The sequence below is a fragment of the Thalassolituus sp. UBA6592 genome (assembly GCF_002433655.1).
Classification (GTDB): domain Bacteria; phylum Pseudomonadota; class Gammaproteobacteria; order Pseudomonadales; family Oceanobacteraceae; genus Venatoribacter.
This window is the reverse complement of sequence record NZ_DJIO01000105.1, coordinates 1-16,074: the sequence shown is the minus strand read 5'-3', so window position 1 is coordinate 16,074 and position 16,074 is coordinate 1. Positions and strand designations below refer to the sequence as shown.

The 16,074-nt window shown below is 50.1% G+C and carries 13 protein-coding genes; 8 read left to right on the top strand and 5 right to left on the bottom strand.

Going from position 1 to position 16,074, the window contains the following annotated elements; all coding sequences use genetic code 11:
- Positions 1-143 precede the first annotated feature (143 nt).
- The gene (locus B2Z72_RS09725; RefSeq protein WP_296986084.1) at positions 144-1,544 is read right to left on the bottom strand and encodes a PLP-dependent aminotransferase family protein; all 1,401 of its coding nucleotides are present in this window, start codon (positions 1,542-1,544) and stop codon (positions 144-146) included.
- A gap of 423 nt (positions 1,545-1,967) precedes the next feature.
- Here B2Z72_RS09725 and B2Z72_RS09720 point away from each other — a divergent pair, with 423 nt between their 5' ends.
- From B2Z72_RS09720 to B2Z72_RS09690, 7 genes are all read left to right on the top strand, one after another.
- Positions 1,968-2,450, top strand: a complete 483-nt coding sequence (locus B2Z72_RS09720) for an MSMEG_0572/Sll0783 family nitrogen starvation response protein (protein WP_296986086.1) — start codon at positions 1,968-1,970, stop codon at positions 2,448-2,450.
- 14 nt (positions 2,451-2,464) lie between these two features.
- Complete coding sequence (locus B2Z72_RS09715) at positions 2,465-3,502, top strand: Nit6803 family nitrilase (protein ID WP_296986088.1); 1,038 nt, start codon at positions 2,465-2,467, stop codon at positions 3,500-3,502.
- A complete protein-coding gene (locus tag B2Z72_RS09710; RefSeq protein ID WP_296986090.1) occupies positions 3,462-4,613 on the top strand; it encodes an MSMEG_0568 family radical SAM protein in 1,152 nt (383 codons plus the stop codon). The genes B2Z72_RS09715 and B2Z72_RS09710 overlap by 41 nt, the downstream gene beginning before the upstream one ends.
- Positions 4,614-4,615: 2 nt before the next feature.
- On the top strand, positions 4,616-5,209 hold the full coding sequence (locus B2Z72_RS09705; RefSeq protein ID WP_296986094.1) for an MSMEG_0567/Sll0786 family nitrogen starvation N-acetyltransferase: 594 nt from the start codon (positions 4,616-4,618) through the stop codon (positions 5,207-5,209).
- On the top strand, positions 5,206-6,195 hold the full coding sequence (locus tag B2Z72_RS09700; protein WP_296986097.1) for a sll0787 family AIR synthase-like protein: 990 nt from the start codon (positions 5,206-5,208) through the stop codon (positions 6,193-6,195). The genes B2Z72_RS09705 and B2Z72_RS09700 overlap by 4 nt, the downstream gene beginning before the upstream one ends.
- Before the next feature lie 80 nt (positions 6,196-6,275).
- Entirely contained in the window at positions 6,276-6,569 is a 294-nt protein-coding gene (locus B2Z72_RS09695; RefSeq protein ID WP_296986099.1) for an MSMEG_0570 family nitrogen starvation response protein, read from the top strand.
- Positions 6,570-6,655: 86 nt separating this feature from the next.
- Positions 6,656-7,939 carry an MSMEG_0569 family flavin-dependent oxidoreductase gene (locus B2Z72_RS09690; RefSeq protein WP_296986101.1) on the top strand — a complete coding sequence of 428 codons (1,284 nt, stop codon included), beginning with the start codon at positions 6,656-6,658 and terminating at the stop codon, positions 7,937-7,939.
- 189 nt (positions 7,940-8,128) lie between these two features.
- Here B2Z72_RS09690 and B2Z72_RS09685 read toward each other — a convergent pair whose 3' ends face one another.
- The 3 genes from B2Z72_RS09685 to B2Z72_RS09675 are packed head-to-tail and all read right to left on the bottom strand — an operon-like array spanning position 8,129 to position 14,926.
- Entirely contained in the window at positions 8,129-12,901 is a 4,773-nt protein-coding gene (locus B2Z72_RS09685; RefSeq protein ID WP_296986104.1) for a DUF3883 domain-containing protein, read from the bottom strand.
- Positions 12,902-12,953: 52 nt separating this feature from the next.
- The gene (locus B2Z72_RS09680) at positions 12,954-14,282 is read right to left on the bottom strand and encodes a DEAD/DEAH box helicase (protein WP_296986106.1); all 1,329 of its coding nucleotides are present in this window, start codon (positions 14,280-14,282) and stop codon (positions 12,954-12,956) included.
- 41 nt (positions 14,283-14,323) lie between these two features.
- Positions 14,324-14,926: a hypothetical protein gene (locus tag B2Z72_RS09675; RefSeq protein ID WP_296986109.1), complete on the bottom strand. Its 603-nt coding sequence runs from the start codon at positions 14,924-14,926 to the stop codon at positions 14,324-14,326.
- Positions 14,927-15,013: 87 nt separating this feature from the next.
- Between B2Z72_RS09675 and B2Z72_RS09670 the strand changes: the two genes are divergently transcribed.
- The gene (locus B2Z72_RS09670) at positions 15,014-15,220 is read left to right on the top strand and encodes a helix-turn-helix domain-containing protein (RefSeq protein WP_296986111.1); all 207 of its coding nucleotides are present in this window, start codon (positions 15,014-15,016) and stop codon (positions 15,218-15,220) included.
- Positions 15,221-15,225: 5 nt separating this feature from the next.
- Here the strand turns inward: B2Z72_RS09670 and B2Z72_RS09665 are convergent.
- Positions 15,226-16,074, bottom strand: an 849-nt coding sequence (locus tag B2Z72_RS09665) for an HNH endonuclease (RefSeq protein ID WP_296986112.1), incomplete at its 5' end; no start/stop codon positions are given.

The following is a 16,074-nucleotide window of genomic DNA, read 5'->3' as shown; positions in this document are numbered from 1 at the left end:
TTGAAATGAACTGCGTCAGGCTTTGCACTGTGCCCTTACTCAGATACAAAAAACGCCGCTGCTGTTGGCGACAGCAGCGGCGTTTTGTCAGAACGGTTTCTGTAGCGGAATTATTCGACCGTAACAGATTTTGCTTAATTGCTTTAATGCATACCGGTACTCAGGTAACTCGGATGTTCAATGATTTCAGCCACCTGATGCACATTTTCCTGCCATTGCTCACGTCCGATCGGCCCGCCGAAACATAAACGCACCGCATCAGGTGGATTATTGTCAGTGGAAAATGCAGCACTGGAGACTGCACTGACACCCTGCTGGCGCAGATGAACGGCCAGTTCGGAAGGGTTCCAGTCGGAGTGTTTGGGCAGTGGCAGCCATAGATGGAAAGCGCCATCGGCAGAGCGGATATTATTTTTTCCCAGTTCCTGTTCGGCTATGCGCAAGCGGGCAATGGCTTCGCGGCGGATACTTTTAATCATCTGATCCGCTGTGCCATCCAGTATCCACCGGCTGACCAGTGCATCGGTCAGTGGACTCGACATAACATTCAGTACGCGCATGACGGCAGCCAGTCGCTGGCCTTTGCGTTTACCGGGTGTGTGCAGAAAAGCCGAGCGTACGCCAGGACCGAAGCATTTTGAGGTTCCGGTAATATACCAGCTCAGATCCGGTATCAGCTCACTGAAACTGACCGGGGCTTCTTCCGCCAGCATGGTGTAGGCCTCGTCTTCAATCACCGGAATACTGTAACGCAGACAAACATCGGCGATGGCTTCGCGACGATTCTTGCTGATGGTGGCAGTGGTCGGGTTCTGCAGGGTCGGATTGAGGTAAATGGCTCCGACATTACCGAGTTTGCAGATCTCTTCGAACGGTTTTACCAGCGGCCCGTCATTATCCCGTGGCAGAGAGTAAAGACTGATACCGAGATGAGAGGCGATGGCTTTAATACCGGGGTAGGTCAGTCCTTCCACACACAGCACCTGATGCTTTTCGACCAGGGTGCTCATCAGACCGACCAGTGCAGAGTGAATGCCGGGGCAGATCAGCACCTGTTCCAGCTGCGGATTGGGTAAGCGGTTATCGAGCCATACCAGTGCCGCCTCGCGATTATCCTGAGTGCCGCCAAAAGGCTGATAACGCAGCATGGAGTAAATATCGCGTTGCGCCATAACGCCGATGGCGCTGTCGCGGATCTGCTCGACCAGCGTCGGAATGGCCGGCTCGATCACCAGGTTCATGGTCATTTCATAATTGCCCAGATCCGGGCGGACAGTGGCCGTCTGACCTTTAACAAAAGAGCCTGATCCCGGGCGGGAATCTATCAGCCCCCGGGTTTTGGCTTCCTGGTAAGCACGGGCGGCGGTGGTGTAATTGATACCTGTGGCTGTGGCCAGATCGCGTAATGGTGGCAGCCGGTCGCGGATCTGCAGTCTGCCACTGTCGATGTCTTCGGCAATCAGGTCGGCAATCAGCCGGTAGGCAGGAATACCTTCACTGTTTTTCAGACGGCGCGCCCAGCGCACGAGTTCTGTGTTTTTCATCGTTTCCCTGGTGAGAGATTCTCCATGTGTGGAGACTCTCTTCTTGTATGTAGATGCGATCAATTTTTCAATGATTGCATCTATTGCCACAGCGAGCCAGTCATTATTTCAGGTTCTGTCAGTCAGATTTCAGTATATAACTATATTTGCATAAAGGTGGCGTTTTCTCTGGGCAGAACGGTATTTTTGGGCACGGATATAGTGCAAAAAACCATATTAATTTGATCGGGTATTGATTGTATTTCCATCGTTTTTAAAAAAATTTTCTCTCTTCTGAGGAGTTTGACAACTCATTGATTGCATATTGATAGCAATCACTTAACGCAATATTGGCCCCCTGATTGCTCTGACTTGATTGCACTTATTGATCGCATCGGGAGATGCCCATTGTGATCAGCTTATAAATCCAACAGGAGCAGAAAAATGCCAAAAGTTACTCAGCCAATGCATAAAGACGGTGATTTCTTCGTCGATTACGAAGAAAAAGTGTTTGAGGATGTTAAAGCTAAAGAAGGTGAAAAAGCCCTGGTGACCTTCCACACCGTGGCCTTCGAAGGGTCTATTGGTCTGGTGAATATGCTGCAGGCAACCCGTCTGCTGCGCAAAGGTTACGAAACGTCCATTCTGCTGTACGGCCCGGGCGTAACTCTGGGTTTGCAGCGTGGTTTCCCGACACTGGGTGATGAAGCTTTTCCGGGTCATCAGAACTATGCCAACCAGCTGAAAAAGTTTATGGCGGAAGGCGGTAAAGTTTACTGCTGCCGTTTTGCTCTGCAGGCGCTGTACGGTCACGGCGAACCTTCACTGGTGGAAGGTATTACCCCGATCAATCCGCTCGACGTGATGGATCTGAAACTGCTGCACATGCGTGATAACGCAGTGATCATCGATACCTGGACTCTGTAAGGAATACGCGGCCCATGACTGCTAACAACAACAGCAGAACCGTCAGGGCCGCGGCCGTTCAGATCGCTCCGGACCTCCGCAGCGCCAACGGCACGCTGGCCAATGTATTGAACGCGATGGATGAAGCCGCCGCCAAAGGCGTTGAGCTGATTGTGTTCCCGGAAACCTTTGTCCCCTGGTATCCGTATTTTTCATTCGTCCTGCCGGCGGTGCAGTGTGGTCCCGAGCACCTGCGCCTGTACGACGAAGCCGTGGTGGTGCCCGGCCCGATCACTGATGCTGTGGCAGAGCGGGCGCGCAAACACAGCATGGTGGTGGTGCTGGGCGTGAACGAACGTGATCACGGCAGCCTCTACAACACTCAGTTAATTTTTAACGCCGACGGTCTGCTGGTGCTGAAACGCCGCAAGATTACGCCGACCTATCACGAACGCATGATCTGGGGGCAGGGCGATGCGTCTGGCCTGAAAGTGGCGGACACCACGGTCGGCCGCGTCGGAGCGCTTGCCTGCTGGGAGCATTACAACCCGCTGGCGCGTTATGCGCTGATGACGCAGCACGAACAGATTCACTGCAGCCAGTTTCCCGGTTCTCTGGTGGGGCCGGTATTTGCTGACCAGATTGAAGCAACCATCCGTCATCACGCACTGGAATCCGGCTGTTTTGTGGTCAATGCCACTGGCTGGCTGACCGATGAACAGATTGAATCCATTACCCCGGATGAAAAGTTACAGCAGGCGCTGCGCGATGGCTGTAACACCGCGATTATTTCGCCGGAAGGCAAGCACCTGGCACCAGCGCTGACACAGGGCGAAGGTATGGTGGTGGCCGACCTCGATTTCAGATTGATCACCAAACGCAAACGCATGATGGATTCCGTCGGCCATTACGCGCGGCCGGAGTTGTTGCGCCTGGCGATTAATGATCAGCCCGCGGATTACCAACAACCAATGCATCCGCAGGATGTCCGGGCAGAAGCTCAGACAACATCCGCTATTGCAGGAGAACATAATGAATCCCTCTGCCGAATCGACTCAGCGTCTGCTGACTGAGTTGCAGACCCGTGGTCTGCGTCTGACCCGCCCGGAACAGCGGCATATGGTCCGCCGTGGCGGTGCGGGGCCGTCCGATCATCAGCCGGTGACAGTGGATGGCACAACCGTGATGGTGCCCATTTACACTGAATCGGCCTGGGATTCGCCGTTTTCTGTGGAATCACTGACTGACGGTGAGCAGATTATTCAGCATCAGGAAAACAGTCTGATTCCGCTGCATAACGTCAGCTTTACCAGCGAGCCGCGCTTTTATCAGGGCAAAACAGCGGATGGGATTCCCTATTCTCATATCGCCACCCTGCACGGCCGTGACGTGCTGGCCACGACGATTCTGCAGACCTGCATCCGTTACGAAAGCCGTAAAAAAGCCTGCAAATTCTGCTCAATCGGGCAGTCGCTGCGCGCCGGACGGACGATCGCGGAAAAAACGCCTGCGCAGTTGGCAGAAGTCGCCAAAGCAGCGGTGGAACTGGATGGCGTCAGCCAGATGATTATGACCACCGGCACACCAGCGACGCCCGACCGTGGTGCGGCAGTGATGGCTGCCAGCGCGCGGGCAGTGAAAGCTGTGGTGGATATTCCCATTCAGGGCCAGTGCGAGCCGCCGCGCGATTCATCCTGGTATCAGGTCATGAAAGACGCCGGCATCGACAGCCTCGGCATGCACCTCGAAGTGCTGACGCAATCCGTACGCGAACAGATTCTGCCAGGTAAAGCCGAAGACACGCTGGAAGATTATTTCGCAGCCTTCCGTGACGCTGTCGCCGTGTTCGGGCGCGGGCAGGTCAGTACTTACATACTGGCAGGATTGGGTGACAGCGCGGAATTTATTCTGCAGGTCTGTGAGCAGCTGATCGACATCGGCGTTTATCCCTTTGTCGTGCCCTTCGTGCCGATCAGAGGCACGCCGCTGGAAGATCATCCGTCGCCGGACGCCGCCTTTATGGAAAGTATTCTGCGGCCACTGGGCCAGCAACTGTATGCCGCCGGCATGACGGCAGAAACCGGCAAAGCCGGGTGCAGCAAATGTGGCGCCTGTTCGACGCTGTCACAGTATGAACAGGCTGCCGCTGCAGAAGCCAGCGATTCCAGCGGCAGAGGGCAATAGCGATGCATCATCCCGACTACTCAGATTACACCATCAAGTGGGCCACGTTACCGTGGGAAGTGGAGCAGGCTTACGCCCTGCGGCGGCAGGTTTTCTGCGCTGAACAGCATCTGTTTGAAGCCGATGATCACGATGCAGTGGATGATCGCGCGCGCACCCTGGTGGCGCTGGGCAATCACGGTGGCTGGCATCAGGAAGTGGTCGGCACGGTACGTATTCACTGCGAAGGCGAGCGTCTTTGGTATGGCTCGCGACTGGCCGTCAGCCCGCATTTCCGCAGTCAGGGACAGCTGGGTTCCACGCTGATCCGGCTGGCGGTGAGCAGCGCCCATGCACTGGATTGCAGTACCTTTCTCGCTACGGTTCAGGTGCAGAACGAAGTGCTGTTTAAGCGCCTGAACTGGCGGACCATTGAATACCGCGAAATCCATGGAATGGAGCACGCCCTGATGCAGGCAGACCTGGCGGCTTATCCACCCTGTTACACGCCACAGAGCGGCTTCGTGGTGAAAGCCCGTAACCCATACCGCCACACCGGTATCTGGGGAGGTCTTCTGGACAGTAGCTGGCAGCAGCACAAGGTAGCGGCATTATGAACACAATCGCCTCAGCCGACGCACTGCAGAGACTGCTGGCAGACGTTGCACAGCGCAGCGGTATCGGTATGAAGCAGGATATCGCCGCAGTAAGCAGACACTTACCGGCATTACCGCCGGGCTGGCATCCGAACGGCGACGATTGCGCAGCCATTCCGGCCGGTCCGCACGGTGACAGTGGTTATCAGCTATTTGCCATTGAAGGGATGCAGGGCCGTTTCGTGACGGAGCAGCCGTGGTTTGCCGGCTGGTGCAGCATCATGGTGAATTGCAGCGATATCGCCGCTATGGGCGGACGCCCAACTGCGGTGGTTGATGCGCTCTGGTGTGACGGTGATCAGCCGCTACTGGCGGAATTACTGCGCGGTATGCGCGATGCAGCATCTGCTCTTGGCGTTCCCATCGTTGGCGGCCACACCAATATCCGTTCTGACCAGGCCAATCTGGCAGTGGCTGTGCTCGGTCACGCTAAACGTTTATTTAGCGCCTTTGCCGCGCAACCGGGACAGATACTGGTGGCGGCGATTGATCACCGGGGGCAGTTTGAACACGACAGCCTGAACTGGAATGCCGCCACCCGCGCACCGGCTGAACGTCTGCGTGGCGATATGGAATTGCTGCCCTTGATTGCCGAACAGGGACTGGCTGACGCCTGCAAAGATATCAGCCAGGCAGGCTTGCTGGGCACCAGCATTATGTTGCTGGAAAGCTCGCAGTGTGGCGCCCGTATCAATCTGGATCAATTGCCTGAACCGCCGCAGGTTTCCATGGCGGATTGGCTGTGCGCATTTCCCAGCTTCGGCTATCTGCTGACCACGGACGAACAAAGGTTACCGCAGTTGCTGGAGACTTTTGCGGCACGCGGCATAACCGCTGCAGCAATCGGCAATATCACCGACAGCCGGATACTGCAGATCAGTCAGGGTAATGCAGAGTACAAATTCTATGACCTTTATACAGACAGTCTGACAGGGTTTTGCCGATGACAGATTGCGGCTGATTTTTAACAGGCCCTAACAAATATCCATTTATTTTTATGGCGGCACCCGTCCGTCAGGGAGAGCTTATGCCCGCAGTTAACTTTTATATCCGCTGGCCAGATGGCGTAGAGCAGCAATGTTATTCACCTTCCACTGTTATTTTCAGCGCTTTCAGCCCCGGTGATGAAATGCCACTGAGCGAATTTATGCACAAAGCAGAAGAAGCGCTGACGCAAGCCAGTGAACGGGTAAAAGCCAGTTATGGCTATTACTGCTCAAGCGCTGCGGATCAGCTGGGGCAATTAAAAATAAAAGCGCAGAGCTATAACGATCAGAACGCTACGGTAGCCATTCTGGCTATGTCAGAAATTTCGCGATGAATAAAAAAATTATTAAAGACGAAATTAAATAACCGGAATTAAAAAATATTATCCGGCAAATAATGAGTGAAATAAGAGAGAATGTTATGATAAGCACAAAGCACAATCACGTTGATGTTATTATTGTTGGTGGCGGACAGGCCGGCCTGAGCATGAGTTATTTTCTGCAACAGGAAAATATAAACCATGTCGTATTTGAAAAAAATACAGTCCTGCACGGCTGGAAAAATGAACGCTGGGACTCATTTACACTGGTAACACCTAACTGGCAGTGTGATCTTCCTGGCTTGCCTTATGACGGTGATGATCCGAAGGGGTTTATGACCGGCAAACAGACTATTGAATGGCTGGAACGCTTTGCGCAACAGGTCAATGCGCCGGTGCATGAAGGTGTGACCGTCAATCTGGTCAGCATGGACGATAACGGCGTTTACCACGTTAACACCTCAGAAGGTGATTTTACTGCAGACCAGATTGTGGTTTCTTCCGGTGGTTATCACGTACCGGTTATTCCGCGCATGGCCGAACGTATTCCGGCAAGCGTTCAGCAACTGCATTCTGCACAATATAAAAATGCCGCGCAGCTGCAGGAAGGTGCCGTGCTGGTGGTTGGCTCCGGTCAGTCCGGTGCTCAGATTGCAGAAGACCTGCACCTGGAAGGTAAAAAAGTATTTCTCGCCACCGGTGATGCACCACGGGTAGCGCGTTTTTACCGTGGCAAAGATGCCGTCGAATGGCTGGATGATATGGGCTATTACGAAATGTCCGTCAAACAGCATCCGTTAGGTAAAAACGTTGCGCAAAAAACCAATCACTATGTCACCGGACGTGATGGCGGCCGCGATATTGACCTGCGTAAATTTGCTACTGAAGGTATGGAACTGTTTGGTCAGATGACCGAGTTTGATGGCGAGAATCTGCTGTTTAAACCTAACCTCACCGATAACCTGAAAAAAGCCGATGACACCTACAACAACATCAATGCCCGCATCGACAGCTGGATTGAGCAGCAGGGAGTAACCACGGAAGAGGGACCATCCCGCTATCAACCTGTGTGGGAAGTTGCAGAAGAACGCACACACCTGAATCTCGCCGAATCCGGTATTACCTCTATTATCTGGTGCATTGGCTTCCGCCCGGACTTCAGCTGGCTCGACGCCGCAGTCTTTAATGGTCAGGGGCATCCCTGCCACGACCGTGGAATCACCAGCGAACCTGGTCTGTATTTTATCGGACTGCCATGGTTACACACCTGGGGATCAGGCCGTTTTGGCGGGGTAAAACAGGATGCGGAATATCTTTGTAACGCCATTGTGAAATACAAAGAGTCGTTGCCTGCAACTGAAAAAGAAGTGGCTTCAGTCGGCTGAATTTGATTCTGTAAGTGGTGCTTTCTCCTGCGATAAAAGCAGTTGTAGTTTCGAAATAAAGTTGGTAACTAAACCTGCCTGGAAAGCCCATTTAACCGTACTGGGAATGGGCTAAGAAATAATAAAGTTGGTAACTAACCAACCTGGATTCTCTCCTGAGGCTAAAAATCACGTTAATAAAGTTGGTAACTAACTATTTTCTGGTAGTGCTAGCTCCATCTCATAGCGGTTGTAACGCAAATTCGGAGTAGTGGTTGCTTTTCCATCAAAAAGCACGTCTAGCAGTGTATCACTTCCTTTTTCATGTACAGCCTGGATCACTCCAGATCCAAGGTGCATGTGTTTAATAATTAATCCTTCCGCACATAGTCTCGCCGGAGACTCTTCTTCTTTTATGACTGCCTGTTTCCAGTTTTTATCGAACATGTAGCTGTCGATGTGACTCGTAGGGCTCTGTAAAGGATGAACTATCGGATTATGGCCGTTCCCTGCATTTTCAACAACGTATAACCAGAATCGATCACTTTCTCTAGCTGCAAATTGATATTGAGTATGTGAGATTCCCACTCCGGCAGCATCCCAAGCCCCTGACTTTCCTTTTACTTCTATATAACGAATCTCACCCGTATGGGTATCTGTACTTTCGATGTCATAACCAGGATGTGTTTGAGACATTTCCTTTGGAATACGCCCCCTCAAAAGTTCATATTTGCAGACTGCGTCTCGAGCAATGGCTTCTATTGCCAGGTTTTGACGATGTTTGTCGCTGCCGTTCTCGGACTCTGAGTTAGACTCTGAGTCTGATCGGACATAAGAAAGCAGCTGATGATCTCTGGCTTTCTTGTGCTCCGCCTTTTGCTGAGAGCGTCCAGTCTTTTCAGTGTGTTGCTCCGAAACCTGAGTTGAGCTGGGGCGGCTAGAACTGCTTGATCGAGAAGATGAAGGCGAACTTGAGTAGTTAATATCGGCGACTTGGTTTGAATCGTACTCTGTAGGGGGGAGGGTAGATCCATGCGGAACCGCGCTATCTGCCTGCTGGGCGTTGGGTTGAGGATATATTTCATCAGCTTCGACCTCACTTGTTGAGTATGAGTCGCTATCGTCAAATGGAATTACAGACTCATCATCTTCACTCTCAACATTCGGTGAAGTAACCCCTTCCAGAGTCTCTAGCTCCGTTTGCGAGAGGGGTTTGATACCTGCGTCAGTTTGATCTTCAGCAGCATCGGAGGCAGAGAGATCCATCAATTTACTCAAGCCAAGAATAATCTGTGGAACTGACTCCCCAGAAGAACCAGGCAAGCAGCTATGAAGGAAAACCTCGAGTAGTTTGCTCCATCTTTTTCTGCCCAAATTTGGAAGGATGTAAAGCTTGTTTGCGTCTCCAAGATAATGAGTATCAGCGGTCACCTCGGGAGAGCGATGAGCGTCACCACAGATATCTACCGTCGCTACTACTTTCAACTGTTCTACTGTAAAAATACTTGCTGCTGCCGCTGCTTTTCCTACTGCAGATGCAAGACTGGATGGGTAGTTGTACAAAGATCTTTGGATTGTGCCTGCATGTAATCTAAACTGCTTTTGCATTTCAGTGCAGGGTGCCATTTCACCGGCTACCTGTGACATCTCAACGCCGCACATTTCTCTTAGAGATGCGACACCAAGAGCTTTTAGCAATGGAACGTCTTCAGGCTGATAGTCGTAAAGAGCAGTATCTAGTTCATCACCAAAAAATGATTGATGCCAAGCACTATCAGCCATGAGTAATTCATCAGGATAAGCAAATACTCCAACTTTGCTGACCAGACATTGCGATTCTTTCAGGCGGTCAAGTTCCCCCTCTGAAAGCTCTTCAACTGCTAAGCGGATCTGCTGAAAGCAGTAGAGGTAGATTTGCTGGTATTCTTTCGACAAATCAAGCCAGACGCCCTTACTGGAAATATCCAGAATGACCTGAATGAAGTCCCGTGATTCCGGTGCTTCTCTGACTCCAAACTCATCTAATAAGCTGCTGTAGTTAACAAACTGCTTTGGCACTTGATAGCAAAGAGAGCCCAGTTTTGGGTTACTGAAAAATAACTTTGATGGACCTATATAAGCGTTTAAGGCATCGACATAGATGCTGGCACTATTTCTGAACTCCTCAAGGACTGAAGAATAATTCCCTCGTAGTTCATCCAAGCGGCTGTTCAGAATCTTGTATGTTTCTATCGAAGGGTCAATATTTTCTTTGACGCACTCTTTAAGATGAAGCACTACAGTCCAAGTATTTGGTTCCATGGTCAAGCCGAGAGTTTCCAGAAAATTTCGGCTCATCCTCTTCCAATTGCGGAATCTCAGGACTGGTGCCACATCGCCTTGAGTTGAAAAGGCGGCATACTGGCTTGGGGAGAAGAGATTTGCGGGTTCAAACCAGTTCTCTGAAGTATGCATTGCAGGTAAACAAGGGGTGTACTCCAAGGAAGAGATGGCTGATTCAACAATTGCTCTGGATTCATGAGAATCGAATAATTCAGCCAAAGCATAAAAGCATCTCTCTACCACACTCAGAGTACCCGTGTCAGAGGGCGTATGTTTCTCAGTGAGGAACAGCACTCGATCCACCAACAGCTTTGCGGGAGGCTGGCTCGGTACTCCTAATTCAAAGAGAAATTCTTTGAAAGCCCTTTGCCTATTCTGCGGAAAATAGCTTGAATCAACCCAGATCTCATCCGCGTCCCCAATAAGCTCTCTGGTTTCTTCACTCTCGTATAGAACATTGCTTACAGAAGACCAATCTCCCGATTTTGTCGGGATTAAAGGTAGGTCTCGAAGGCTTCGACTTGATGCTGTATCTGCCAGAATTTCATCGGAGTGTACCTGTAGTTCAGCAAACAGCTTTGGCATTAGCTCTGCATTTCGTGGGCCTGTTTCATCGAAGTAGCGTGGCAGGATCTTCTGAATGAAAGCACCAAGGGTTTGCTCTTCTACATTGAGTTTATTTCGAAGAAAGCTTCTGGTGCGCTTGTTAAGTACGTCGACATTTATTAGCTTAGCCTGAGAAAAAGGATCCTGATAATTCCCGGGTAAAAGAGCCTCTGAGGATTTAATCATTTCCTTTCCGGATGGCCATAGAGGGATTTTGGCAAGTCTGTCCAAGTCTGACTGAGACAGACCAGAATCGTCAAACTCGAGAAGCGCACTGTACACAGCTTTTAAAATATCGAGCCTGCCTTTTTTCAAAGAGGAAGACAAAAACTCAATCTGTTGGGCCGACTCCATGTGTGCGATAACATCATTAGCGCTCAGTTCTTTGACGAGTGCTTTGATATTCGGGTACTCATCCAACTCTGGTGTTAATAGGTTCAAACCAGGTAACCCTTGCTGGAAGTTCGCGATAGCCATAGTGTCAGGCAGAACTCGACATCCCTGAAGCTGAGCTGGTTTACTATTAACTGTAAGAAAAATACTCAGGCACTGCAGACGTGTAACCGAAACTTTTTCAGAAGCTGAAGATTTTGGAGAGTTAGCTGATATCAAGCCTTCAATAATTTTCCACAGGGGTGAATAAAAGGCTTCTAACGTTCTTTCTTTCGCGGGGATGAAATCTAAACGATTCTTTAATTTATCAACCAATATCGCAAGAGATAGATGTTGGGCTTTTAGATTTGCCAATACGTCTCTGTAACTGTTCAGTGATGAGTCAACAACACGTATATTCAGCAAACGAAGAAGATACTGCTGTTGTGAATCAAACCCTGGCTTGGTTATACAAGTGAACTTAGCTAGCTCCAGGCTGCCATCGCTGGTTCTTACAATGGCTTCATTAAATAATTTATCCTTGAGCTTTTTCCAATAAGCTTCATAAATGTCAGGGTATCCGAGCTGGGAAGATGTGAATCGAAACGCTCGTTGAATCAATGTCCAAAACGCCTGGTCTCCCAGTTCCTCCAGCAAAAATTTCGAATTATTGGCAAGAAGGGATGCAGACTCATGAATCAACATCTCATTCCAATGCTGCTGGTACTGGTTGCCCTTGAAGACAACTTCTTTCCTATCAGTTTCCGGGAAAAAGTCTCCATTGATATGAAGAGGTAAGCCACTGGCTTGAGCAGTCGGCAGAAAGGCATAAAGCAACCCTTCGTCCAGAGTTTCGGGCGTTTTCCTGATAGCGACGGTGAACTTTGGAGAGCGGTTTTGCTGCAGAAGTATCTCAGAGCGGGAATAAAGCTGTTCAGCGGCTTCCGTTGCATCTCCACTGAGAAGTAACCAATCCTCTGAGTAGTCATCAGGTGCATGGATCAACCGGACTGTTTCAGCGCCAACTCGCTCTATCGAGCAAGAAAGAAGCATTGCACCATTACGGCTTACAATGGCCTTCCGAAGGTGTTTTAGAAACAACAAGCTCTTTTTAATAGACTGCTGAAATTCCAGAGCCAATTGCTCAATAAGCTTGTCAGTGATGTGCCCTGTCGCGAGCCTCATCCGTCCCTGGCTTTTGGGATTTTTGGCCCAAGGCAGAAAGAACCGGGTTCCCGTGGTATCGGGTGATGGCGTGTATTTCCAACTGGCAATCTCTGGCTGCAAAGTCAGCGTCAGACCGGATGAGGTTATTTGTGGGTTATCAGTAACCTGATAAGACGAAACAAACCCGATCCCAAATCGTCCGATATTCTCGCTTTTCGCTGCTTTCCCACCGCTGCCAACATTCGTGATTCTGTGAAAATCACAGGCATATCCGTCGTTCGTCAGCCAAAGGCATTCCCCGTTAAGGTCTCCGCAGTATGAAAATTCTCTGTTGTTGTAGATGTAGAGGCCATCGTCACAAATATCGAAGTGCACCTCATCAGCCTTAGCATCATCAGCGTTCTGAAGTAATTCCAGAGCCATGACGTCGTAGCCCTGCAGTGAGGCTAAATGACTTTTGATGTTTCCCAGAAGGTCAGCCGTGTAGTTACCGGAGCGAGTCTCGGTTGATTCCATTTATCCGTTCCATGTTATTGGATGCTAATACACATTCAACAACATCCTGATCTCAAAAAAAAGCCAACAGTCTTTCCCTGAAGTTCCCATCCAGAACAAGCTGGCAAGCAACCCCTGAACGAGTACCAGGCAGTAGAGAGTTGGCTCCCTTCGTTGGTTTTTCGTCAATGTTCGCCAGCGCGACCATTGAGAGACTACTGTTTGGGGGTTGAGGTGACTGATAGCCATCAGCGTCGAAGGGGACCTGTTGCAAGTGTTCACCGCTGGCTAAATGGCCGGGCAGGTCTTCAAGCAGTCGTTCCGAAAACTGTTTGAGTTCAGGCTCAGCAAGCATGAACATCCAGGCCTGATCATCACCGACGCTCCTGTGTCTTAGTACTCTGCCCAGCACTTGTCTGAAGTACATTTCAGTACGTACCCGACTCAGGTAACAACAAACCGACAGGCGCGGAATGTCTGTGCCTTCCGAGATCATACCCACAGCAATAATCCACCGTTCCGAACTGACTCGAAACTCGTTAATCAGGGAGCTGGCATCAGGTCGATGGGTCGTTACAACTTTTCCGACCTCGCCCATTTCCACCAGATATTCGGCGATTTGATGGGCATGACTGATATTTGTAGCCACGACCAGGCCTGCGGCATCAGGCGTACTTTCGCGAACAGAATTCAGCCGGGTTTGAGCAAGTTTGAGTAATTTGCGGTTGATGTCGGGGTTGGTGACGAGCGTTTCGAATGTTGCATCTGACTTTTTCAGTAACGCGGCGAAGTCCTGATACGTTTTCAGTACGCCCGCAGAGCCTTTTAAGCCCACTTTTAGATGGTCCAGCAAGGTAATATTCGGAACTCTGCAAACTTTTTCTTTAACAGCATCCGTTAGCGAGTAGCAATAATCGACGATCAAATGCCCTTCAGGTGTTGAATATCGTGCAAGCGCGATGGACCCGAAGTCAGAGCGCCATGGAGTACCTGACAGCGCCAATGTGAAATTAGCCGCATCCTGGATTCGTTGAATGATCTTTTGTCCCCAGATGTTTGGCCCTTGAACGCTGCTGCCTCCCGAGCAGTGATGAATTTCATCGAACACAGCCAGCACCCTGAGATCATCAAACAAGCGCCAGAATGACTCATCCCGATATTCCAGCGATTGGTATGTCACTGCCATTCCAGCTGCATTGATTTGGCCATCGAATGGCTTGCCAATGACTTCGATGAACGTACGCTGAAAGCCATCGACAACCTGACAGGATGGAGCGAAGCAAACGACGGCATCGATTATCCCTTCACAAAGCAGGCGCTTGCCCAATTCAGCCGCCATCCTTGTTTTTCCAGCAGCCGGGGTCGCTTGGCAGAAAAAATGTTGTTGATTACGATAATGCATAAGTGCCTGATCAACGCACTCTGACTGCCAGCGCCGAAGTGTCATCCCATGGCCCCAATTTTCTGCAAAGCCGATTCAAGAGCATTGATGTGCCCGAGTAGACGAGAGCTGTTGTCACGGGACGTAACCAAGTCTGATTCCAAGGTAGCTTTCAGTTCTGGAAGGTCCTGAATCATCTGGGCATATCGTTCTGTTTCGCCGTAGGATGTGAGCAGATCCAGCCGGGTCTCTCTGAGCATTTGTTGCAGAACTTCAGCAGTGTTCTTTTTCTCTTTTGGTTTTTCGCACTTGCTGATGTCTGGAGACATATCTACCGCTTGCTGCTTTGGCTCAGCAGGAGTTTGCTTTACCTGCATTCCTTTACCGGGCTGAGTCAGTTTTGGTGATATCCCATCGGGCTGCTGCAAGACGACAAAACGTTGGCCACGAGCTTTTCTTTCGGAATGGTGTTCTACCCATCCGCAATTGATCATTTTTCGAACCTGATCATAGAGATACATTCTAAGGTCGGGCAGTGAAACTCCATTTGGATCAACGCGCTTCAGATAGCGATCGCGCAGCTCCATGACAGTGAAACAGCCAGATTCCTCTTCCATGAGAATGTGGTAAAGAACTTCATCGATGGTTACAGAGGAAGGTTTCATTCGCTTACGCCTCTAAAAAATACGGATTATAATCCGTGGTTATATAAGCCGCAAAGTTAAACATTACTGCTCTTTAGGAGAGCAGTAATGAATGATTTGGCAAAAGCCCTTGGGGCCAATATCAGGGCGAAAAGAAAGGAGAGTGGCATCTCTCAGGATGCTCTGGCGCTGGAATGCGGGCTGGACAGAAGCTACATGGGGCGAATTGAGAGGGGGGAGGTGAATATCACTATTGAGAAGCTTTATAAAATTGCAGCTCAGCTCAATTGTTCAGCTGGAACACTTCTCCCTTAAATGGACTACTTACAGACCTTCATAAAGGTATCGTAGTGGCGTTTCAGGAACTGCCGTGTCAGGTTTGTGACCGTAATGGATAGAGAACGACCTGACAGTGACTGGTAGTATGCATCATGTATATTTTTGCTGATCGCTAAACTCAGGTCATCCGGGTTTACAGATATAAGAAAGCGATCGAACAGGCGATGCAGATCCACGCGCAGCAGTAAGCCATTGTCTATCAGATTAGAATGATCACCCATGTACGGCATGATATGAGCAGCTTCGAGTACGGCGGCCTCTGTGCAACCAGTGAAGCAGCATTGTCCTGAATATCTTCTTACTACTAAGTCGCGAAACTCTTTTTGGCCAATGCGCAGAACCTGTACTCTGCTTGATCGCGTGCGTTGGTCAAGACCGATAAGAGATGACTCTGCTTCAGGGGTAGCTCTCAGTGGAGCCGAATCACTATCGTCTTCAAGTTGGTCATACATCGCCTGGATGATGTCGCTTTCTGTAAAAGCACTCCATGGTTTCTTTTGAGGATCAATGCCTGAAAGGAACCTGATGCTGGCCAGAGCCTCGCTGGCCGCTGAAAGTGTCAGAAATGAATGTGGTCTTCTTTCCCACGCAGCCTGCAAAGCCGCTTGCGGCAGTTTCAGGACGTCATCTCTGTTGAGGCGATGAGGGCTGATTTGTTCTGCGGAATGAGATGGAGCAACATCAGGGGTTACCCAAGGTAGTTGTGATGGTTTTGGGTTTTCAGCGGGTGCCGCTTTAATATTAATCTGATCAAGAGCATATAAGGATGGAAGCTCATTTCTGAGAGGCTGCAGCTCGCTATCGTTTATATGTAGTAGTTCAGACCCAAT